A 23,060-nucleotide genomic window follows, 5' to 3' on the forward strand; every position below is an offset into this window, starting at 1 on the left:
ACGATGATCACAGTAACAGTTACAAGCCATTGTTATAATACAGTTAATAGCCGACATCACTTGAGAAGTACCTCGGCGGACTTATGGAAGGGAATTCAATTCCCTAACATAAGTCCGTACGTCAAGCAGCTTTTTCTAGCTGCTAGGTGCTTCTTCTTTTTTTGTATTTTTATATCTAGTTGGCTTAAATAAGTATCCATTCGCCTAGACCTGAATAGAATGTAAGTAGCAAATGCATTATTAGGAGGGCTAGAACAGATGGAGAAGGTTGAAGCCAAGCAACTATGTCATCACCACATGCATCGTTACGTGCGTGTAGTCATTATGGATGGAAGAGTTTATGATGGTTTTGTAGATAATGTGGACGATGAAAACCTACATTTAGCTGTGCCCGTAGATCATGAAATGTGCTGTGATCACATGGAAAATGCCAGTTATTCGAACGGAAACATGTCCCCTGTGGGAGCGTATGGAGGCAATCCCCAACTTCAACCAATATCATACGGAAATCAGCAGGCTGCTGGTAATCCGTCATGGGGATCCGGTGGATATCCGGGTCTAGACGTACGTGCTTTTGTACCTGGTTATTATCCACCAGGTCCCCCTGCTTATGGGTATTATCCGTATGGAAGAAGACGGTTTAATCGGTTGCTCTTGCCGCTTGCAGCACTGACCACGCTAGCGATCCTGCCATTTTATTAATATACATCCTTCTGTAACAAGAGAACTCACAAGGCCAGAGTAGTGTCCTTGTGAGTTTTTTTCTGATGAATAATCATCTTTTTTAGAAATAAATAGATGACGTCATTTTTTCTGTATGGGTCCTAGAGGAGTATTGGACGAGGCTATCCCATATCCAGTATGATAAATAAAGAGAAAGTATAGATTTAGGGGGCGAATAACTTGGATTGTTTATTTTGTAAGATTATCGAAGGTACTATTCCTAGTAACAAAGTATTTGAGAATGAACATGTTTTGGCCTTTCGCGACATTCAACCTGCTGCACCGGTACATGTGCTAATCATTCCAAAGATTCATATCGCTTCGATGAATGATGTCACCCCTGAGAATTTACCCTTAATTATGGAAATTCATCATGTTGCACAACAAATTTCACAAGATTTGGGTATTTCAGAATCAGGATATCGTCTTATTAATAACTGTGGATCTGATGGGGAACAGACGGTAAATCATCTGCATTATCACTTGCTTGGAGGTGCCAAATTAGGCGCTCTAACAGGCCTTTCAGCCTCTCATCAGTAACGACATGGTAAATAGTGTATTGTATCAGATTACGAAAAAAATAGCTGTAAGGTTGACACCCTATTTGACTTTCACCTATAATAAAAGTTGATGAACCGTGTTAATACTCTTGGACGGTCTGGTCGGAGGGAGGGAAAACTGGTGTCTGAAACGAAAGTTCGTAAAAATGAGACAATCGATGCTGCACTTCGTCGCTTTAAACGTTCCATCGCTAAAGATGGCGTCTTGGCTGAGGTGAAAAAACGCAAGCATTATGAAAAGCCAAGCGTTAAGAAAAAGCTAAAGTCTGAGGCTGCTCGTAAGAGAAAGTTTTAGGGGGATTTAACAACTATGAATCTTAGCGAAAGATTGAACGAAGACATGAAGCAAGCAATGAAGAGTCGCGATAAATTCAAACTCTCCACTATTAGAATGATTCGTTCGACAATCATGAATCTTGAAATAGATTTGAAAAGAACTTTGGATGATTCCGAGGTGCTTGATATCCTAGGTCGTGAAATCAAACAGCGCAAAGATGCCCTCCAAGAATTTGAAAAAGCAGGACGCGATGATCTTGCCGCTAGTGCTAAAGCAGAAATCGAGATAGTCGGCCAGTATCTTCCCGCACAGCTTTCTGAAGAAGAAATTAAAGTCATTGTACAGCAGACCATCCATGAAACCGGTGCTTCTTCGAAAGCCGAGATGGGGAAATTAATGAGTGCCCTAATGCCTAAGGTAAAGGGACTCGCTGACGGCAAACTTGTTAACCAAGTAGTTCAACAATTTCTGCAATAAACAATAACAGGAACATCCCTTGATTTTGAGGGGTGTTTTTTATTTTTTTTGAAACCTCTTTAGGGGTAGAACGTAGTAAGACTTATAAGTTTAGTACATAATATGGGGAAAATTTGGTTTTGATTATGAAGGAAAGGAGGGAATTATTTGAATAAAATTAAAAAAATATGTTCTCTTTTTGTCTTGAATCTACTAGTTATATCACTGATTCTTCCTGTTTTAGGTGAAACCGTACTAGCAACGTCTGTATCGACTTCAGAGCCCAAATCCGGTTCGGTATACATCATTCCTGTTGATCAAGATATTGAAAGAGGGCTTCAGAAATTCATGGAGCGAGGCTTCAAAGAAGCGACAGAAATGGATGCGTCCCTTATTGTATTGGAGATTAACACGCCTGGAGGAAGAATAGATACTGCTCATAATATTGTTGATATTATACGAAACAGTAAAATTCCTACGGTCGCATATATTCATGGGGATGCTGCTTCGGCAGGAAGTTACATCGCGTTAAATGCCAATAAAATAGCGATGGCTCCTGGAAGTATGATCGGTGCTGCTGCGTTAGTCGACGGTATTACAGGGAAACGAATCGAGGATCCTAAATTAGTGGCGTACTGGAAATCACTGATGTCTGGTGCAGCTGAGGTTAGTAAGCGTAATCCTAAGATTGCTCAAGGGATGACAGATGTCAATATGGTTGTTGAGATGCCCGAAATTAACGATACCAAGGAAAAAGGCGAGATTATCTCACTGACTAGCGAACAGGCGTTGAAAGTTGGCTATGCAGATACAATTGCTACAACGACGGAAGAAGTCGTATCTTGGATGGGTTACTCAACGGATGATATATTTCATGTTGAGCAATCAGGTGCAGAGAAACTTGCTGAATTTTTGACGAGTCCGATGGTAATGGCTTTACTTCTGTTTATGGGAATAGCTGGCGTCATTATAGAAATCATTGTTCCTGGATTCGGAGTGCCTGGTATTCTGGGCATCATAGGGTTTGTCCTTTATTTCTTTGGTAATTATGTTGCAGGATTTGCTGGGTCTGAGACATGGGTACTCTTTATCGTTGGGATTATTATGTTGGTTCTTGAGTTGTTCGTACCAAGCTTCGGAATTCTAGGTTTGCTTGGATCTGCCAGTCTCATTGTTGGTGTGGTACGCGCTGCTTATAGTACATCCCATGTGGCGTTATCACTGGGAGTTGCTAGTGTGTGCGCATTGATAGTTATCATTATCGTGGCTATCGTCTTCAAGAAACGTGGCGTGTGGAATCGATTTATTCTCAGTGACTCCTTAACGAAAGAGAAGGGTTATATACCTGTTTTAAGCAAAGATAACTTGCTAGCTAAAGAAGGTATCAGTGTCACCCCGTTACGACCAGCTGGAATGGTTATGATTGAGGGTGAACGGGTTGACGTCGTCACAGATGGTGAGTTTATTGCAAACAATACGGCGATTTGTGTGGTAAAGGTAGAAGGGTCACGTATTGTTGTTAAAGCTATTGGGAAATAATTTAGTATCGTGTCATATCATAGCCAATGGCTATGTGATAAATATGAATCTTGGGGGATAAGTAATCTATGGACGCAACATTAATTCCTATTTTGTTGATTGTGGTAGTCGCAATCATTGTGTTAAGTGTATTCTTTAGCTTTTTTCCTGTAATGCTATGGATTGCAGCACTATCATCGGGAGTGCGTATTAGTATCATTACACTCGTTGCGATGAGACTTCGTCGTGTAACACCAAGCAGAATTGTAAATCCTATGATCAAAGCTACCAAAGCGGGTCTAGGACTTGATATTAATCAATTGGAAAGCCATTATCTCGCTGGTGGTAATGTAGACCGTGTAGTTAATGCACTGATTGCAGCACAACGTGCGAACATTCCATTGGAATTCGAACGTGCAGCAGCTATCGACTTAGCGGGTCGCGATGTGCTTCAAGCGGTTCAGATGAGTGTTAATCCACGTGTAATTGAGACCCCGATTGTAGCTGCAGTAGCTAGAAACGGAATTGAAGTAAAAGTTAAAGCGCGTGTTACTGTACGTGCGAATATCGACCGATTGGTTGGTGGTGCGGGTGAAGAAACAATTATTGCCCGTGTTGGTGAAGGTATTGTAACTACGGTTGGTTCGAGTGATTCTCATAAAGATGTCTTAGAGAATCCAGATATGATCTCACGTACCGTTCTTTCAAAAGGGCTAGATGCAGGAACGGCATTTGAAATCTTATCCATAGATATTGCAGATGTGGATGTAGGTAAGAATATTGGTGCTTATCTGCAGACAGAACAAGCTGAGGCTGATAAACGGATTGCCCAAGCTAAGGCGGAAGAACGTCGCGCAATGGCAGTAGCACAAGAACAGGAAATGAAGGCTCGCGTTATAGAGATGAGAGCGAAAGTTGTGGAGTCTGAATCCGATGTTCCTCTAGCAATGGCAGAAGCGTTACGTTCAGGACAACTTGGAGTTATGGACTATATGAACTATAAGAATATCGAAGCGGACACTCAAATGAGAGGATCGCTTGGTAAAATGGGAGAAAATGGAGATAGTCCGAACAATCCCAAAAAATAATATGTAAGGGATGATGTATCCCATGGAATATATTTGGCCACTTGTTGTTGTCGCATTTGGGATTATATCTGCGGTAATGAACAAAGGGAAAACGAAATCAAATGAGAGCCCTAGTAATATGCCTACATTTGGAGGGGGAGCCGAACGTTCATTGCGACCTAGACCTTCTCAAGATAACGATGATTCCAACGAAAGAATGGAAACGGAGAATCGTAACCAACAGGAAGTTTACACCCCAAGGAATATGCAGCCGACGCTACATGAATCGGATAGTCGTAATGTGATGGATATCCCTGAATACGATGTGAGTGGTGAAGGCGTCTCTCAGATGTATGAGGATTCGATGCAGAGTCGAAATGATGACATGCAAAAGGACATTGATCGTGTCACCGCTGCTCTGGATAAAATCTCGGCGCCTACCTCGACAGAGTGGAATGCTTATGATAACTCTGATGAGGAATCGAAGCGCTCATATGCTTCAGACATATCACGTCAAGCCGCAAACGGTATTATTTGGTCAGAGATATTAGGACCTCCACGTGCTAAACGTTCGTATAATCATCGCAAATCTTAAATGAGATAGATTTGGTGATTGTCATAAAGAACACAACAAAACCCAACCTTGTTCACTAAAGGTTGGGTTTTGTTGTGTTTAGATATCAATTCAAAGGCTCTCCTGCCGTCTCCCTGCCATTCTGTAGGGATTTGAACACTACACATGTAAGTGTAAAGATGAGCTCGTATAACCCCTACTGTGCTCCTGTAAAGAGCAATATGTTTGAACATTTATAGGTGGCACAGCAATCCGACCATTATCCAGGCATAACAAAGGGATGGTGAACCAGTTATGATTCGAAGCATCATGTTATCTTTTGGAACGACGATATTATACATGACAATGTATGGACTTTTTCAGTTCCCTCGGTAATTGCAGTCTTTTTTAACGTATCCACGAGGAATTGCTTTCATAAAAATAGTGTTCCCCGCATATGGTTTAGAGTACAGGAAGGGGGAAGACCTTCGTATGACCCGGATCAGCCGTAAACTTCGAAATTGGACATATGAAAAACTAGATTTGCCCCAGGATATTGTGTTTAATCTACCACGGTTAACCTTGGTCGGTAACAAAGAACTGTTTATTGAAAATCATAATGGGGTCATTCATTTCTCACCTGAGAAGTTGATTCTTTCCCTTAGTCAGGGATCGCTTGAGATAGAGGGATCAGAGCTTGTGATTCGTTCTATTTTACCTAAGGAAGTGCTAATAGAAGGAACGGTTACCCATATAAAATACATAGAAACGGAGGAGAGTCATTGAAAATTCCAACATTAGTCTACTGGCGTGGATATGTCGAAATTACAGTTAGGAATGGACATCTGGAATCTTTTATTAATACCTTGACCCAGATGGGCATTCCGGTGTGGGATGTTAAACCAACTCCATTACAGACTGCTGATATGAAGGTGCTATTGTCAGACTTCTATGCTCTCCGCCCTATCTTGAAGCGGACAGGCTGCCGTGCGCATGTAAATAAAAGGATAGGTTTCCCCTTTGAGATGTTAAAGTTAAAGAAACGTAAGTTTTTTGCAGTGGGAATCGTTGCCTTTTTCGCCATTCTGTTTCTCTTGTCGTCTCTAATATGGGATGTCAAAGTGGTCGGAAATGTTAGAATTGCTACGGATGATGTGTTACTTGTAGCTAAGCAAGAGGGAATATACCCGCTACAATGGGTTGGTCGGTTGCAACATTTGGACGAGCTCTCACAGCAAATGAATAGAAAATTACCAGGAACAGCATGGGTTGGAGTCGATCGTAAAGGGACTACAATTACAATTCAAGTCGTTGAGTCCGCTCTTCCAGAGACGAAGCCACTTCTCAGTCCAAGACACTTAATTAGCAGGACAGATGCTGTGATCACTAGTATTTATGCAGAACAAGGTCGACCTTTGGTTGCGAAGAACAGTCGTGTTAAAAAGGGACAGGTCTTGATCTCCGGGTTATTAGGAGATACTGAGAATTCTCAATCTGTTGTTGCCAAAGGGGATGTAATGGGGCTAGTATGGCATGAGTATACCATTGAGGTACCCACTGTTCAGAAGCATAAAGTATACACTGGGGAAAGTAAGGATAAGAGTTATCTTGTCCTAGGCAACCGTGGCATCCAATTATGGGGATATGGTAAAGTTCCATACGCTAAATATGAAGTTGTCACAGAACAAGATCCTCTATCTTGGAGATCAACGAAATTACCTATGGGTTGGATGACGGAACATGTGATGGAGATTGAAGAACGAAGTGAAGAAATCACAATAGAAGAAGCAAAAAAACAAGGAATTGAAGGCGCAATCCGTGATATTATAGCGAAATACGGAAATGATTCACAAATTATTAGTCGAAAAATTTTGCATGAGAAGAAAGAGAATGGTAAAGTTTATATGAAGGTTCTTTTTGAAGTAGAGGAAAAAATTGCTGAAGAGTTACCTATAGTATATAACCAAGGAGAATGAGGCTATTTGTCAGAGAATATACACAGTATAAAGATGTCATTTCAGAGCGCAGGAGAAGGACTAGCTGTATTTGGTCCACAGGATATTTTTCTTAAAATGATCGAGGCAGAAATTCCCGCAAATATTGATTCGCGTGAAGCCGAAATTACAATACGTGGTGGGGACCGAGAGGTCCAAATGCTGGAACAGTTATTCGATGTGCTATTACAATTAGTACGCAACGGTTACGTTTTAACGGAACGCGATGTGAGTTATGCTATAGATTTAGCAAAGGACTTTAGAGCAGATCAGTTATTAGATTTGTTTAAGGGTGAAATAACTACAACCTTCCGTGGAAAACCTATACGGGTCAAAACGATTGGTCAAAAGCATTATGTGACGACGATTAAGAAACGAGATATTGTGTTTGCGATTGGTCCTGCGGGGACGGGGAAGACATATTTAGCTGTTGTATTAGCGGTTGCTGCATTAAAAGAAGGATCAGTTAAGCGAATTGTTCTGACTCGACCAGCTGTGGAAGCAGGGGAGAACTTAGGGTTCTTACCAGGTGATTTACAGGAGAAAGTAGATCCATATCTACGCCCACTATACGATGCTTTATTTGATGTAATGGGACCTGACCAGACTGCGAAAGCCTTAGAACGTGGACTTATTGAAATTGCACCGCTGGCATATATGCGTGGTCGAACACTTGACGATGCATTTATCATTCTAGATGAAGCTCAGAATACAACACCTGAACAAATGAAAATGTTCCTGACTCGACTCGGATTCGGCTCGAAGATGGTCATAACAGGTGACGTTACACAGATTGACTTGCCAAGAGGCAAGAAATCTGGTCTAGTTGAAGCTAATACTATACTAAGCTCGATTGATGAGATCGGTTTTGTTTATTTCTCAGAACAAGATGTTGTACGTCATTCATTAGTCCAAAAAATCATTGTTGCCTACGATCGAGCTGCAGAAAATCAAGGATAGAGGGGATTAACTCTATGGACTCGAAGGAAACGCCATCTGGCAAATCATTTTTATACAAAAATGCAAGCTACAAGTATAGCGTGTTGACACGCTATACTCTGTTTTTATTTATAGTTGTGTTAATTTACTTTACACTTGCACCCAAAATATTACCTCAACGCTATGATATACGGCTCGGTTCTTATAGTGAAAAGGAAATAATAGCACAGGGGCAAATTCCCAACAGCAAAGCAACGTTAAAGGCGCAAGAAAAGGCAGCCGAGCAAGTACAACCGATTTATAATATTATTCCGCTTCGAAATGATACATTAGTACTTCAAATTTTGGATCGAATAGATCGACTTAACCAAGATGATCAGGTTTCGAATCAGGATAAAGTTGCAATCTATCGGCAAGAAATTCCACAAAGAGCAGAAGACTTTGTTCAGAACTTCGTGAACAGTAGCCGAAGCTCAGGCGCCTATTCCGATAATCTATTAAACGAAATGGTACGGGTCATTAGTGAACAAGTCTATCGCATTCCAGATGAGACGTTTATTAAGATGCCTCGTCTTACAAGTGAAGATATTCAAGCGATGAAGCCCGTAGCTCGTGAGATTGTTTCTAAGTTAAGTAATGATCAGGTAGTGGATGCGCAGACCGTTAGAGCTAAAGTGGCGGAAGCCGTTAGTACAAGCTCTCTAAGTAATCGTATACCTCGTGAAGTCGTCCAAGAAATTGCACGGTTGACGCTCACGGCAAATAAATTTTACGATGAGGAAGAGACCAAAGAAGCTCAAGTACAAGCTCGAGAGGATACAAATACAGTTTTTATTAACCAGGGTGACGTACTAGTGAGCAAAGGGCAGCTTATTACGGAAGAGCTATACGCTCTATTAGACGATAATAAGTTACTTAAGAACGAGGTTAACTATTGGCCACAGCTAGGGTTATTGATGTTATCCCTATTGTTGGTAGCTGGACTACATATGTTTATTCGTCAATCTAGTATGAACACGAATAAATATAAATATAATAATTCACAGCTTCTTATGCTTGGCCTTATTTTTGCTATTACGGTTCTGTCCATGAATCTGGTAAGTATAGTACAAAATAGTGTCCATCCCTATATTGGTTATATTGCTCCAGTAGCACTAGGTGCAATTTTAGTGTCATTGCTTATGGATATGTCTCTTGCTTTCTTTTGCACTATGATATTTAGTATATTGGCAAGTGTGATATTAAATGTTAATCAAGGAGAAATATTTGATTTTCATTTTGGATTCTTTACGATGACCGTTTCTTACGTTGCTATTTCGGCAATTCATAAGGCAAGTCAACGTTCTACCTTACTAAAAGGTGGGATCATGGCAAGTTTGGTTGGTTCCATTCTTGTATTTGTTATGATCTTAATCGATGGCAAGGAATGGAGTCAGATCCAAACGCTATACACGATAGCCTTTGCATTTGCTGGTGGGTTGCTAACAGCAGTATTGGTCATAGGGCTAATGCCATTTTTTGAAGCAACGTTCGGAATTCTATCCGCATTGAAGCTAGTTGAACTATCTAATCCTAACCACCCTTTATTACGTAAGTTGCTAACTGAGACTCCGGGTACTTATCATCATAGTGTGATGGTGGGGAATCTCTCGGAAGCTGCTGCAGAGGCTATTGGTGCGAATGGACTGTTATGTAGAGTTGGTTCATACTACCATGATATTGGGAAAACAAAGAGACCTAGCTATTTCATTGAGAATCAGAACCATATGGAGAATCCCCATGATTCACTAGATCCGAAGCTCAGCAAATCGATTATCATTGCGCATGCTAGAGATGGTGTAGAGATGTTAAAAGATTATAAGTTACCGAAGCTGATTCGGGATATTGCAGAACAGCATCATGGAACGACGTTCCTACATTTCTTTTATCACAAAGCACTGAAGAAAGCAGAAGAACAAGGTATAGAGCCTGAATTTACGGAGTTTGATTTCCGTTATCCTGGTCCTAAAGCCCAATCTAAAGAATCTGCTATCGTAGGTATTGCTGATAGTGTCGAGGCTGCAGTACGTTCTTTGCGGAATCCTACGGTCGAGCAGGTTGAGACTATGATAGAGAAAATAATTAAGAGTCGGATGGATGATCATCAGTTTAATGAGTGTGACCTGACGTTAAAGGAACTGGATATTATCAGTAAAACGATGAAAGAAAGCGTCATGGGAATATTCCACTCTAGAATTGAATACCCCGAAGAAATAAAGAAGACTACGAAGATATCTGAAGAAGATAACAGAAAGGGCGTTTAATATATGAGTCTACAACTGGCTTGGAGTAACGAGCAGTCGGAATATGAAATTCAGGAATCTTTAATTACTTTGCTTGAATCTGCACTACAGAAGGCGGGAGAAGCTGAAGGCGTAATGGATGGAGAGGTTGCCCTTACATTTGTGGATGATGAACAGATCCATGAATTGAATCGTGACTACCGCGGGATTGATCGACCTACAGATGTACTTTCTTTTGCGATGAATGATACGATAGATGATGAGCTTGAAATTGTCTATGCATTAGAAGAGGGAGAGAAAATGGAAGAAGTTCCTGAGGTGTTGGGTGATATTATCATTTCAATTCCCCGTGCCAAACTTCAAAGTGAAGAGTTCGGTCATTCCCTAGAACGCGAAATTGGGTTTTTGTTTGTTCATGGATTTCTGCACTTGCTTGGTTACGATCACCAAGATCAAGCTGCTGAAGATGAAATGATGGGTAAACAAGAGGCTGTTCTGGTTCAAGTGGGGTTGAATCGATAATGGTAAAGAAATCCTTCCTATCCTCATTTGGTTATGCGTCGGAAGGTATTAAATATGCGATGACTACTCAGAGAAACATGAAGGTACATGGGGTTGCTGCCCTAATTGTTATTATAGCTGCTGCTGTTTTACAGGTATCGCCTATGCGATGGTTGTTTCTGCTTCTTGCTATTACCTTAGTGATCACTGCGGAGATGTTTAATACAGCTCTGGAAGCTGTTGTAGATCTCGTATCTCTGGATATTCGTCCTTTGGCTAAGGCTGCCAAAGATACTGCCGCAGGAGCTGTGCTTCTTACTGCGGCTTTTGCAGTAGTTGTAGGTATTGTGGTATTCTACAGACCCCTTGTGGAGTTGTTTGGGGGATAACATATATCGAGGGAACGTTCAAAAACTAAGTAGATGCTTTCGAAGTGAGTTTTTTCGGAGTATAAACATGAGGTAACGCTCAAAAACTAGGTAGATGCTTTCGAAGTAGTTTTTTCGGAGTATAACAAGAGGGAACGCTCAAAAACTTTTAGGAGGTGTCACATGGATTCAGCAACATTGCTTAAAGAAGCTATGAAAGCTCGAGAAAAAGCATATATCCCATACTCACACTTTGGTGTAGGTGCTGCATTATTGGACAGCGATGGACAGGTACATCATGGATGTAATATTGAGAATGCTGCTTATAGTCCTACAAACTGTGCTGAACGAACAGCGATGTTCAGTGCTATAGCGAACGGTCATCAAGCGCGTAGCTTCAAGGCTATAGCCGTTGTTGCAGATACAGAAGGGCCTGTTGCACCATGTGGTGTCTGCCGTCAAGTGATGGTAGAACTGTGTGGACTGGACATGCTAGTTATACTAGGTAATTTAAAAGGTGATATTCGCGAAACGAGCGTTCGTGAGTTATTACCAGATTCTTTTGGTCCATCGGATCTAGACAATGTCAGTAAATAATCGAATGATAATTAAAAGTACAGAGTACCATTTTTAGGGGGACAACAAGTAAATGGCAAAATTTAAATCAGGTTTCGTAGGAATCGTTGGAAGACCTAATGTAGGTAAATCAACGTTAATGAATCAAGTGATTGGACAGAAGATTGCGATCATGTCAGACAAACCACAGACTACACGCAACAAAATCCATGGCGTATACACAACGGATCATAACCAGATTGTATTTCTAGATACACCTGGAATACACAAACGTCAATCTAAGCTTGGTGACCTCATGAATCAGACTGCACTGAATACACTAGGTGAAGTAGAGGCTGTCTTGTTCCTAGTGGATGCTTCTGAAGGAATGGGTGGCGGTGATCGTTACATTGTGGAGCAACTTAAGAATGTCCGTACTCCAATTATTCTTGTACTAAACAAAATTGACCGGATTGAGCCACAAGCATTACTACCTCTTATTGAGGGGTACCGTAAGCTCTATGATTTTGCTGAGATTATCCCTGTATCTGCGAAGAATGGAAATAATGTCAGTACCTTGTTGAAGGAATTGGAAAAGTATTTACCTGAGGGACCTCAGTATTATCCTGCAGATCAGATCACAGATCACCCTGAGCAATTCGTTTGTGCGGAATTGATTCGTGAGAAAATACTCCATTTAACAAGAGAAGAGATTCCTCACTCCATCGCGGTAATGATTGAGGATATGAAAGTACAAGACAATGGTGTGGTACATATCGGTGCTGTTATCTTTGTAGAAAGAAGCTCACAGAAGGGTATCATTATTGGGAAGCAAGGAGCCATGTTGAAAGAAATTGGACAATTAGCACGTCATGATATCCAGAACTTATTAGGGTCCAAAATCTTCTTAGAAATATGGGTTAAAGTTAAAAAAGATTGGCGCAATCAAGATCGAGTTCTTCGTGATCTAGGATTTCACCGCGAAAGTTAATACTTAATATCGGTTGGCAGGAATTGCAACACATATATCATCGTACAACGCACATCCTATTATTGAAGATGCAGATGCATTTCCCAAGGAAAGGATGAATACGTATGCGAGATTTTTCGTGGAAGTATTTTGCGATGACTGGAGATGTTGATGCTTATTTGTTATTTAAAGAAGCAGGTGGCACTCCAAATCAAGTGTTTGCAACAGATATTGTGGTGGAAGAGATGGTTGATTATGAAGAGAACGAATGATTGGCTGCTCCGTGAATGGTTGGGGGAAGATGCATGCTTTACAGGGTGGAAGGGATTGTCATCCGCAGCATGGACTACGGTGAGGGGAACAAAATCATTACGCTTTGCACCGAAAACACGGGGAAAATAGGAGTGCTTGTTCGTGGCGCAAAGAAGGTAAAGAGCCGACATGCTGCTTTAACGCAGCTATTTACAATAGGTGAGTATATTTTTTTTCGAAATGGTACGGGGCTAGGTACTTTAAATGCAGGCGAAATTACAGAATCCCATTATCGATTACGTGGAGATCTTTATATGGCAGCTTATGCGTCATATGCCTGTGAGTTACTTGATCGAATTCTCCTAGATGAGGAGACAGGAAGCTTCTGGTTTCATCAGTTAAAAGCTTGTCTTGTTGCTTTGGAAGAAGGAAAAGATCCTGGAATCATACTCAACGTATATGAAATGAAAATGTTACAGACTGCGGGTTATGCACCAGAGTTGAATACCTGTATCTCTTGTGGAGAATCACGAGCGGATGATGACCTACTGATCAGTCCTCGACTTGGTGGGGTATTATGTAAGTATTGTCGTCATCTTGATCCACAAGCAATGAAAATTACACCTCGTGCTCTAAAATTATTGCGGTTATTCGAACGATTAGATCTAAGAAAACTTGGGAATATTGATGTGAAGCAAGAAACCAAGCTGGAATTAAAAATGATAATGAGGTCATTTATCGATATGCAGTTAGGTGTAAATTTAAAGTCCAGAAATTTCCTTGATCAAATGGATAAATATGAAATTTGACGAATGGGACAATATCTATTAGTATATTATAAGATTATATTTAATATTGTCATGCATTGATCGAGATAGTAGCGATTTAATTTCTGGACTTAGCGAGTTGGGGATGGTGGAAGCTCAACGAAAGGAAATCGTGAAAGGCAACTCGGGAGCATGAATGAATGATAAAAAGTGGATTGTGTTGTTTCTTAAGCATAATCAAGTAGGGTGGAACCGCGGGAAAAGCTCTCGTCCCTATGTCTGTGCAGCAGGCCAGGCGTAGGAACGAGGGCTTTTTGCTGTACAGAATGGTAAAATGAAAGTAATGAAAATGAGTAAAGGAGCGAAGCAATATGAATTTTCAAAAGATGATTCTAACGCTACAGCAGTTCTGGGCAGATCATAACTGTATTATCGTCCAGCCGTATGACACGGAAAAAGGTGCAGGGACCATGAACCCTATGACTTATCTACATTCAATCGGTCCTGAACCATGGAATGTAGCTTATGTAGAACCGTCTCGTCGCCCAAGCGATGGACGTTATGGAGAGAATCCAAACCGGCTTTATCAGCATCACCAATTCCAGGTTGTTCTTAAACCTTCCCCTGATAATATTCAGGAAATTTATTTGGAGAGCTTAAAGCAGCTGGGTATTGACCCATTACAGCATGATATTAGATTCGTTGAAGACAACTGGGAAGCACCAACATTGGGAGCATGGGGTCTAGGTTGGGAAGTATGGCTTGATGGTATGGAAGTGACCCAATTCACGTATTTCCAACAGGTTGGGGGTATTGATGCAAGTCCTGTTGCTGTAGAAATAACATACGGTATGGAACGTCTAGCATCTTATATTCAGAATAAAGAAAATGTATTTGACCTTGAATGGGTAAATGGCATTACATATGGTGATGTGTTTCACCAAGCAGAAGTAGAACATTCTAAGTACACCTTTGAAGTGTCTGATGTGCAGATGTTATTCACGTTATTCAATATGTATGAAGAAGAAGCTAATAAAGCAATGGAGAAATTTTTAGTGTTCCCAGCGTATGACTATGTATTGAAATGTTCCCATACGTTTAACTTGCTCGATGCTCGTGGAGCCATTAGCGTAACAGAACGAACAGGTTACATCATGCGTGTAAGAAACTTGGCTCGCCAAGTGGCTGCCTCTTATTTAGGAGAACGCGAGAAATTAGGCTTCCCGCTCTGTAAGAAAGGAGACGTTTAACGTGGCTAAAGACTTATTGTTTGAAATTGGATTGGAAGAAGTTCCTGCTCGGTTTATACGTGCTGCTGTAGAACAGTTGGAAGAGCGTATGATTAAATGGTTGGAGCAATCAAGAATCTCACATGGACAAGTGCATGCCTATGCAACACCACGTCGGTTAGCGGTGCTCGTGGAAGGTGTGGCAGAGAAACAAGAGGATATTGAGGAAGAAGTTAAGGGCCCATCTCGTAAAATAGCTCAAGACGCAAGTGGTAATTGGAGCAAAGCAGCGTTGGGATTCGCACGGAGTCAAGGTGTTGATCCTGAACAGTTCACATTCCAAGAGTTAAACGGTGTTGAATATATATATGCAACTAAGAGCAGTTTAGGAGTAGAGACTTCATCTATTCTTTCAGAAGCCTTGTTGAACATCCTTTCTTCGATGACTTTTCCAAAGAATATGCGATGGAGCGCTTATGAATTTAAGTTCGTTCGTCCGATTCGGTGGCTTATCGCACTATTTGGAACCGATGTTATTGACCTCGATATTACAGGAGTGAAATCGGGTAATATAACTCGTGGCCATAGATTCTTAGGTGAAGAGGCTGTTGTTGCCGAACCTTCCGTGTACTTGGATGTACTTCGAAGCCAGTCCGTAATTGCATGTATAGAAGAACGGAAAAACATGATAGAAGAACAGATTAAAGCTCTTGCAGAAGAGAAACAATGGAAAATTGCAGTCAAAGATGATCTGCTTGAAGAAGTATTATTCCTTGTTGAGACACCTACGGTGTTATTTGGAACGTTTGATCCTTCCTTTTTGGAAATTCCACAAGACGTGTTAATCACTTCTATGAGGGAGCATCAGCGCTACTTCCCAGTACTGAATGATCAAGATCAATTACTACCCTTCTTCGTTACGGTACGTAATGGGAATAATACCTATTTGGATATTATTGCCAAAGGAAATGAGAAGGTATTACGCGCACGTTTATCAGATGCGAAATTCTTCTACGAAGAAGACCAGAAGTTACACATTAAGGATGCTTTGTTGAAACTTGAAAATATTGTATTCCAAGAAGAATTAGGATCTATTGCTGATAAAGTCCGTAGAACTGGTCTTATTGCAGAAGGTTTATCATCCGCACTACACATTTCTCCAGAACATGCAGATGCAGTGTCACGTGCTGCTGAAATTTGTAAGTTTGATCTAGTTACTCAAATGGTTTATGAGTTCCCTGAATTACAAGGCGTGATGGGTGAAGACTATGCTCGAAGAGCGGGTGAGAAGGAGGAAGTAGCGAAGGCTGTCTTCCAACATTATCAACCACGCTTTGCTGGAGATAATACACCGGAATCGATCGTAGGAGCACTAGTTAGTATTGCTGACAAAATCGATACGATTGTTGGTTGTTTCTCTATAGGCATCATCCCGACAGGTTCTCAAGATCCCTATGCACTTCGTCGTCAAGCCCAGGGTATTGTACAGATTATGTTGGCTCAAAAACTACAGATTTCGCTCTCAGAGATGCTCAACATTGCACTTGATGTTCATGAAAACCTTCGTGAAATGAAACTTTCTGCTACTGAAGTGCGTACAACTATAGTTGAGTTCTTTGGACTTCGAGTGAAGAAGCTTCTTTCAGAGAACTTACGTTATGATATTGTAGATGCGGTGATCTCGGCAGACTTTGATGATATTGCCTCTGTAGTTTCACGAGGTGAAGCATTGATGGAAGCCGTAAATAATCAAGAGGATTTCAAGGTGACGGTTGAATCCTTTAACCGTGTGAGCAACTTAGGTGCCAAAGCAGAACAATTCGAAATCGATGAAGCTCTTCTTCAAGAACAAGGGGAAAAAGAACTTTATAAAGGTTGGCAATCGATTGTCGAAGGATATCATAACGCCTTGAATCAACGAGATGGGCACAAGGCTCTACAATTCTTAGGACAGATTCGTAATGTGATTACTGAATTTTTCGACTCAGTGATGGTTATGGCAGAGGACGAACAAGTCAAAAACAATCGATTGGCACTTTTGGCAGCGATCGATAAAGATTTGAAGGCATTTGCTGATTTCACAAAACTGGTGTGGTAAATAAAATAAAATAGAGAAATTGTATGCGGGAACCAAAATGCCTAATTTAAATGGTTCCTGTGTACATCTCTTGGTTCATTTACCATAAGTTGTTAAGTGGGTTGAAGAAGGATTTAAGCTATGTCAGAGCGTATATATATAGTTAGGAACTTAATTAAGGTTAAGAACTTAACTTAAGGTGAAATAGGTGATATTTCTGGCTACATTGACAAAGTTCCGAATTGTTGTCGACGGGGATGCCTGTCCCGTAAAGAACGAAATAGCTGTTACTGCACGACAATTTTCAGTCCCTGTCCTCATGGTCTCGTCGTATGATCATCTGATTCGTGAAGAAGAAGGTGTGACTGCCGTTCAGGTTGATCGTAGTGATCAAAGCGCTGATCTATATATTGCTAATCATATAAGCCGCGGGGATATTGTAGTAACGCAGGATTATGGATTGGCAGCATTGTGTTTAGCAAAAGGTTGTTATGTTATATCTAATAGAGGCAAGCATTATGGGGATAATGATATTGAATTGATGTTGGATCGTAGGCATCATCAAGCTAAAGCGAGAAGAATGGGTAAACATTCTAAAGGACCCAAACCGATCACAGCAGATGATAAAATATTTTTTCAACACAATTTGACAAGAATTTTGCAGGATTTGCAGGAGAACGATCAGTTATAGCGAATAATATTTACGTGCTAAAGAGATGAAGGTGGTAAAGATGAGTACCGGGCAAGGTAATATACCGGAAAAGGTAATTGATTCCGTATTAGAGCACAATGATATTGTCGATACGGTAAGTAAGTACGTTCATCTCACCAAGCAAGGTAAGTACATGAAGGGTCTTTGTCCATTTCATTCAGAGAAGACACCCTCATTTACAGTGACACCGGAGAGACAAATTTTCTATTGTTATGGATGCGGTAAGGGTGGCAACTCAATCAAGTTTATGATGGAGATTGAATCATTATCTTTTCCTGAGGCTGTCAAAATAATGGCTGAAGAAAGTCATATTGAGATGCCGGAATTGCAGGGAACAAGTACGATCTCGTCGAATCCTGAGAGAGAAAGATTGCTGCAAGCTTATGAATGGTCATCTAAATTCTTTCATTATTTACTTAAGAACACGGAACACGGTAAACCAGCAATGTCCTACTTACGTTCACGTGGTCTTAACGACAAAATGATTGATCAGTTTCAAATTGGCTATGCCCCTGACACTTGGAATACCTTGGTACAGTTCTTGACTAAGCGATCTTTCGATTTAGAGGAAATGGAAAAGGGAGGATTATTATCCACTCGAAGTGATGGCACAGGGTTTATTGATCGGTTCCGTGACAGGGTGATTTTTCCGATTAGTGATAGAAATGGTAGGGTTATTGCTTTTGGTGGCCGAGTTCTGGGAGAAGCGCAACCGAAATACCTGAACTCACCTGAAAGCAAACTATTTAACAAAAGTAGGACATTGTATAACTTGCACCAAGCAAAGAACTCCATTCGAAAATTACGCCAAATCGTATTATTTGAAGGATATGGAGATACAATTGCAGCTTGGGAGGCAGGCGTACACAATGGTGTTGCAACAATGGGAACTTCCCTGACGGAGAGTCATGTTTCCATGATGAAGACTATGGCAGATGAAGTATTAATATGTTTCGATGGCGATCGTGCGGGACAAGCATCAGCCTTGAAGAATATCCCGTTACTTGAAAGCTCAGGTATAAGAATCAAAATTGCTATTCTCAACGATGGACTTGATCCAGATGATTTTGTACGTAAATACGGTCCAGAGCGATTTATGAGTCAGATTATTGACGGAGCAGTTTCAACAACAAAATTTAAACTTATATATCTGAAAAAAAACCATATACTGCTAGAAGAAGATGGGAAAATAGCTTATATGAAGGAAGTTCTTCCGATTATTGCAGCTTTACCATCCTCTACCGAAAGAGAAGTATATTTGAGGGAATTATCTTCTGAACATCATCTTTCTTATGAAAGTCTTAAGCAAGATTGCAACCTGATTCGGCAGACAATGCAAAAAAACATGCCGGATGGGGATAATTTTGAACAGGGGTGGAATAATGGTAGGCATAAAAAAGGGCAGATTCCGGCTCCAACATTACTACCCGCTTATCACACCGCAGAGCGTCGGCTGCTATCTCTGATGCTTCAGGATGCTGAAGTTGCCCAGTATGTGGGTGAACGTCTCGGAGATGCTTTTAACATTGATGATCATGCAGCTATTGCTGCTTATCTATATGCCTATTATGCTCAGGGTAAACACCCGGATATAAGCCGATTTATGTCATCGCTTCATGACGATCGGTTAGAAAAGACACTTAGTTCAATATCAATGATGGATACACCCCGTGATTGGAATGTTCAAGTTCTCGACGATTATATTAGGGAAATTCGTAAGGTCCCACAGCAACAACAGGTAGAACTTAAAAAGGAAGAAATGATAAGTGCGGAGCGTTCCGGTGATTTTTTACGTGCGGCACAAATAGGTAGTGAGATTATTGCCCTAGAGAGACGATGATTGAAGTTATGGTATGAGTGTATCTAGGGAGGAGGGAGTCGAATATGGCGAATGATCAGCGTACTGAATTAGAGACAGAATTGACCCTTGATCAGGTCAAAGATCAATTGGTTGAGCAAGGTAAGAAGAGATCGACGTTAAATATTAAGGACATTATGGAGAAATTGTCTCCTTATGATCAAGATCCCGAACAAATGGAAGAGTTCTACGAACATTTGAGTGATCTGGAGATTGAAGTGGTCAATGAGAATGATGAAGAGGTGAATACTCTTCGACCAAATGAAGACTCCGAGGAACATAATGGGGAAGAAACAAGCTTTGATGATGACTTATCATTGCCACCGGGGATTAAGATTAATGATCCTGTACGTATGTATCTGAAGGAAATTGGTCGTGTACAATTGCTATCAGCAGATGACGAAGTGTCGTTAGCTAAACGTATTGAGCTTGGTGACGAAGAGGCGAAAAGACGTCTTGCAGAAGCCAATCTACGGCTCGTTGTCAGTATTGCTAAGCGGTATGTTGGACGTGGAATGCTATTCCTTGATTTGATCCAAGAAGGTAACATGGGGCTTATCAAGGCAGTTGAGAAGTTCGATCATAAAAAAGGGTATAAATTTAGTACGTATGCTACATGGTGGATACGCCAGGCAATTACACGTGCTATTGCGGACCAAGCACGGACGATCCGAATTCCTGTTCATATGGTTGAAACCATCAATAAGCTAATTCGCGTATCTCGTCAGTTGCTTCAAGAATTAGGACGTGAACCAGCACCTGAAGAAATCGCAGCAGAGATGGAATTAAGTGTTGAAAAAGTGCGGGAAATTATGAAAATTGCCCAAGAACCAGTTTCGCTTGAAACGCCGATTGGGGAAGAAGATGATTCGCATTTAGGAGATTTTATAGAAGATCAGGAAGCGTTGGCTCCTGCAGATGCAGCAGCTTATGAGCTTCTTAAAGAGCAGTTGGAAGATGTTCTGGATACGCTAACTGAACGGGAAGAAAATGTATTGCGTTTGCGTTTCGGTCTGGACGATGGACGTACAAGAACACTTGAAGAGGTTGGTAAAGTGTTCGGAGTAACCCGTGAACGGATTCGCCAGATTGAAGCTAAGGCGCTTCGCAAATTGCGTCATCCAAGCCGTAGTAAAAGGCTTAAGGATTTTCTGGAATAAAGCGTATAATTGGACCTTCTGTAGCTTATTAGCTCAGAGGTCTTTTTTCTTAAGATAATGTAAGTTCACTTTCATCCATTTCTTAATCGTATCTAAATGGATGAAAATTTGAAGTGAAAGAGGTATTTCTTTCTTTTGGCAATAATGTATCTAAATGTTTTATGGTTTTTATTTTAGCTCTTTTTCATGGCTATTGCAAATTATTAGGTGATGCTTTACCTAATTGGAATTCGTTAATACTTGAAATGCTTAATGATATTAAAGTTGCATTTGTACTTCAAATGTGACATGTTCTACGAAAAAAAAGGATTGTGTGGGTGGCTCATGAAATTATCAAAAAGACTACAATTTATTATGGAACAAATTCCAAATGGAAGTACTTTTGCTGATATAGGTTCAGATCATGCAATGTTGCCCGTAGTGGCAATTCATTCGGGTATAGCACTTCGAGCGATAGCAGGAGAAGTTAATGCAGGCCCTAGAGATGCAGCAGCTAAGCAGGTGGCTTCAGCGGGTCTCAATGATATGATTGCTGTACGGATTGGGAATGGTCTAGAAGTGATTTCTCCTGGCGAAGTTGATGTGATTACTATTGCCGGTATGGGTGGAGGCTTAATCGCAAGTATTCTAGAGCAGGGAATAGATAAGTTGGTTGGGGTTAAAAAGTTAATATTACAACCTAATGTAGGCGAAGAAATCGTACGTCGCTGGTTATTAAGTCATGACTGGGTACTAACATCGGAGCACATTATGGAAGAGGATCGTAAAGTGTATGAAATATTAACTGCGGTTCCTGAGAATAAGGGTATAGATGGGCTTTTTAATGACGATGTTTATAAAGAATATGTACTCGAGACTGGTAACGGACCTGTTAAAATTACTAAAGAGATTTCAGTACGGATGGGTCCATGGTTGTTGCAAGAGAAAAATCCGATTTTTACATCTAAATGGCTGTCGGAGATCGAGAAGTTGGAGCGGATCGTAGCATCACTTGCTACGTCAACGTTATCATCGTCCGAGAGTAAATCTGAAGAAATAGTACAAGAAATTCAACAGATTAAGGAGGTGCTATCTTGTTCGCCAAAGGACAGACAGTAATTCAATATATGGAACAGCTTGCTCCTAAGCATGTAGCCATGCCTGATGATCGTATAGGATTACAATTGGGAACCTTACAAAAGGATATTAGGAATGTACTTATTGCACTAGATGTTAATGATGAAGTAGTGGAAGAAGCCATACGTTTGAATGTTGACCTAATCATTGCTCACCATGCGATTATATTTCGACCACTGAAGCAACTACAGACCGACACCCCTATGGGTAGACTGTATGAGAAGCTAATTAAGCATGATATTGCTGTATATATTAGTCATACGAATCTTGATGTTACTGAGGGTGGTATGAACGATTGGATGGCTGAAGCGATTGGTATTGAGAATGGCTCACCCATTGAGGATATCCATACCGAGCAATTATTTAAATTAGTTGTCTTTGTGCCAAAGAGCCATCATCAGCAAGTTCTAGATGCGATTCTAGGTGCGGGTGCAGGCTTCATTGGTGACTATAGCCACTGTAGCTTTAATATCGAAGGATTCGGAACCTTTATGCCTCATGAGGGAGCTACCCCTTTCATTGGTAAGCAAGGAAAGCTTGAGCAAGTGGAAGAAATACGTATTGAGACGATTGTGCCTAAGGGTATACGTAATAAAGTAGTACAAGCTATGTTGAAAGCTCATCCTTATGAAGAAGTTGCCTACGACTTGTATGCAATGGATCTTAAAGGAAGAACCTTGGGCTTGGGCCGCGTAGGCAAATTGAATACTCCGATGATACTCGCTGAATTCATCGAAGTAGTTAAACAGAACCTACAGGTAGATCATGTAAGGGTTGTAGGGGATCTACAACGTCCTATACGCAAAGCTGCTGTTATTGGAGGGTCTGGGGGACGATATATAACTCCTTCTATTTTCAAGGGAGCAGATGTACTTGTAACGGGAGATATTGATTATCATACGGCACAGGATGCTCTTATGGCCGGGATCGCCATTATTGATCCAGGACATAATGCGGAGAAAATAATGAAATTAAAAGTGGCTGAATGGATGAGAGAAAAGCTTCAAAGTACGAAGGTTGAGACACAAGTCTATGCATCCGAAGTGAATACAGAACCTTTCCAATTTATGTAAAATGAAAGCTGAACAATGAGCAAAATAGTAGGGAATCCTTAAAATTCCCATAG

General features: G+C 40.8%; 23 protein-coding genes and 1 pseudogene. All 24 read left to right on the top strand.

Going from position 1 to position 23,060, the window contains the following annotated elements:
* Positions 1–258: 258 nt before the first annotated feature.
* The 24 genes and pseudogenes from AC1D69_RS00325 to AC1D69_RS00440 all read left to right on the top strand — a co-directional run bounded on the left by AC1D69_RS00325 (position 259) and on the right by AC1D69_RS00440 (position 23,007).
* On the top strand, positions 259–702 hold the full coding sequence (locus AC1D69_RS00325) for a hypothetical protein (protein ID WP_495454172.1): 444 nt from the start codon (positions 259–261) through the stop codon (positions 700–702).
* A gap of 201 nt (positions 703–903) precedes the next feature.
* Positions 904–1,263 carry a histidine triad nucleotide-binding protein gene (locus AC1D69_RS00330; RefSeq protein ID WP_495454173.1) on the top strand — a complete coding sequence of 120 codons (360 nt, stop codon included), beginning with the start codon at positions 904–906 and terminating at the stop codon, positions 1,261–1,263.
* Positions 1,264–1,404: 141 nt separating this feature from the next.
* Positions 1,405–1,578, top strand: a complete 174-nt coding sequence (rpsU, locus tag AC1D69_RS00335; protein ID WP_036657994.1) for a 30S ribosomal protein S21 — start codon at positions 1,405–1,407, stop codon at positions 1,576–1,578.
* Between the two features lie 15 nt (positions 1,579–1,593).
* Entirely contained in the window at positions 1,594–2,037 is a 444-nt protein-coding gene (locus tag AC1D69_RS00340; protein WP_495454174.1) for a GatB/YqeY domain-containing protein, read from the top strand.
* 147 nt (positions 2,038–2,184) lie between these two features.
* Positions 2,185–3,555, top strand: coding sequence for an NfeD family protein (locus tag AC1D69_RS00345; protein WP_495454175.1), 1,371 nt, complete (start codon positions 2,185–2,187; stop codon positions 3,553–3,555).
* A 68-nt stretch (positions 3,556–3,623) separates the two neighbouring features.
* Positions 3,624–4,622: a flotillin-like protein FloA gene (gene floA / locus AC1D69_RS00350; RefSeq protein WP_495454176.1), complete on the top strand. Its 999-nt coding sequence runs from the start codon at positions 3,624–3,626 to the stop codon at positions 4,620–4,622.
* A gap of 22 nt (positions 4,623–4,644) precedes the next feature.
* The gene (locus AC1D69_RS00355) at positions 4,645–5,196 is read left to right on the top strand and encodes a YqfB family membrane protein (RefSeq protein WP_495454177.1); all 552 of its coding nucleotides are present in this window, start codon (positions 4,645–4,647) and stop codon (positions 5,194–5,196) included.
* A 450-nt stretch (positions 5,197–5,646) separates the two neighbouring features.
* Entirely contained in the window at positions 5,647–5,940 is a 294-nt protein-coding gene (yqfC, locus tag AC1D69_RS00360; protein WP_495454178.1) for a sporulation protein YqfC, read from the top strand.
* A complete protein-coding gene (gene yqfD, locus AC1D69_RS00365; protein ID WP_495454179.1) occupies positions 5,937–7,130 on the top strand; it encodes a sporulation protein YqfD in 1,194 nt (397 codons plus the stop codon). The genes yqfC and yqfD overlap by 4 nt, the downstream gene beginning before the upstream one ends.
* Positions 7,131–7,163: 33 nt before the next feature.
* Positions 7,164–8,108 (top strand): PhoH family protein, encoded by a 945-nt coding sequence (locus AC1D69_RS00370; protein ID WP_495454180.1) that lies wholly within the window; start codon positions 7,164–7,166, stop codon positions 8,106–8,108.
* Positions 8,109–8,122: 14 nt separating this feature from the next.
* A complete protein-coding gene (locus AC1D69_RS00375; RefSeq protein ID WP_495454181.1) occupies positions 8,123–10,390 on the top strand; it encodes an HD family phosphohydrolase in 2,268 nt (755 codons plus the stop codon).
* A 3-nt stretch (positions 10,391–10,393) separates the two neighbouring features.
* Positions 10,394–10,891: an rRNA maturation RNase YbeY gene (gene ybeY, locus AC1D69_RS00380; RefSeq protein ID WP_495454182.1), complete on the top strand. Its 498-nt coding sequence runs from the start codon at positions 10,394–10,396 to the stop codon at positions 10,889–10,891.
* Positions 10,891–11,259, top strand: a complete 369-nt coding sequence (locus tag AC1D69_RS00385) for a diacylglycerol kinase family protein (RefSeq protein WP_495454183.1) — start codon at positions 10,891–10,893, stop codon at positions 11,257–11,259. The genes ybeY and AC1D69_RS00385 overlap by 1 nt, the downstream gene beginning before the upstream one ends.
* A gap of 159 nt (positions 11,260–11,418) precedes the next feature.
* Positions 11,419–11,835, top strand: a pseudogene (locus tag AC1D69_RS00390) (cytidine deaminase); the annotation flags it as partial.
* A 52-nt stretch (positions 11,836–11,887) separates the two neighbouring features.
* Entirely contained in the window at positions 11,888–12,784 is an 897-nt protein-coding gene (era, locus tag AC1D69_RS00395) for a GTPase Era (protein WP_495454184.1), read from the top strand.
* Between the two features lie 104 nt (positions 12,785–12,888).
* Positions 12,889–13,035, top strand: coding sequence for a YqzL family protein (locus AC1D69_RS00400; protein ID WP_495454185.1), 147 nt, complete (start codon positions 12,889–12,891; stop codon positions 13,033–13,035).
* Positions 13,036–13,068: 33 nt separating this feature from the next.
* Complete coding sequence (gene recO / locus AC1D69_RS00405) at positions 13,069–13,824, top strand: DNA repair protein RecO (RefSeq protein ID WP_495454186.1); 756 nt, start codon at positions 13,069–13,071, stop codon at positions 13,822–13,824.
* 329 nt (positions 13,825–14,153) lie between these two features.
* The gene (gene glyQ, locus AC1D69_RS00410) at positions 14,154–15,032 is read left to right on the top strand and encodes a glycine--tRNA ligase subunit alpha (RefSeq protein ID WP_495454187.1); all 879 of its coding nucleotides are present in this window, start codon (positions 14,154–14,156) and stop codon (positions 15,030–15,032) included.
* A gap of 1 nt (position 15,033) precedes the next feature.
* Positions 15,034–17,109 carry a glycine--tRNA ligase subunit beta gene (glyS, locus tag AC1D69_RS00415; protein ID WP_495454188.1) on the top strand — a complete coding sequence of 692 codons (2,076 nt, stop codon included), beginning with the start codon at positions 15,034–15,036 and terminating at the stop codon, positions 17,107–17,109.
* Between the two features lie 205 nt (positions 17,110–17,314).
* Positions 17,315–17,779, top strand: coding sequence for a YaiI/YqxD family protein (locus AC1D69_RS00420; RefSeq protein ID WP_495454189.1), 465 nt, complete (start codon positions 17,315–17,317; stop codon positions 17,777–17,779).
* A 40-nt stretch (positions 17,780–17,819) separates the two neighbouring features.
* The gene (dnaG, locus tag AC1D69_RS00425) at positions 17,820–19,640 is read left to right on the top strand and encodes a DNA primase (RefSeq protein ID WP_495454190.1); all 1,821 of its coding nucleotides are present in this window, start codon (positions 17,820–17,822) and stop codon (positions 19,638–19,640) included.
* Between the two features lie 44 nt (positions 19,641–19,684).
* The gene (gene rpoD, locus AC1D69_RS00430) at positions 19,685–20,818 is read left to right on the top strand and encodes an RNA polymerase sigma factor RpoD (RefSeq protein WP_495454191.1); all 1,134 of its coding nucleotides are present in this window, start codon (positions 19,685–19,687) and stop codon (positions 20,816–20,818) included.
* A 324-nt stretch (positions 20,819–21,142) separates the two neighbouring features.
* Positions 21,143–21,916, top strand: a complete 774-nt coding sequence (locus AC1D69_RS00435; RefSeq protein WP_495454192.1) for a tRNA (adenine(22)-N(1))-methyltransferase — start codon at positions 21,143–21,145, stop codon at positions 21,914–21,916.
* Positions 21,892–23,007 carry a Nif3-like dinuclear metal center hexameric protein gene (locus AC1D69_RS00440; RefSeq protein ID WP_495454193.1) on the top strand — a complete coding sequence of 372 codons (1,116 nt, stop codon included), beginning with the start codon at positions 21,892–21,894 and terminating at the stop codon, positions 23,005–23,007. Before AC1D69_RS00435 ends, AC1D69_RS00440 begins: the two co-directional genes overlap by 25 nt.
* Positions 23,008–23,060: the final 53 nt, after the last annotated feature.

The organism is Paenibacillus sp. Y301 (assembly GCF_059445505.1).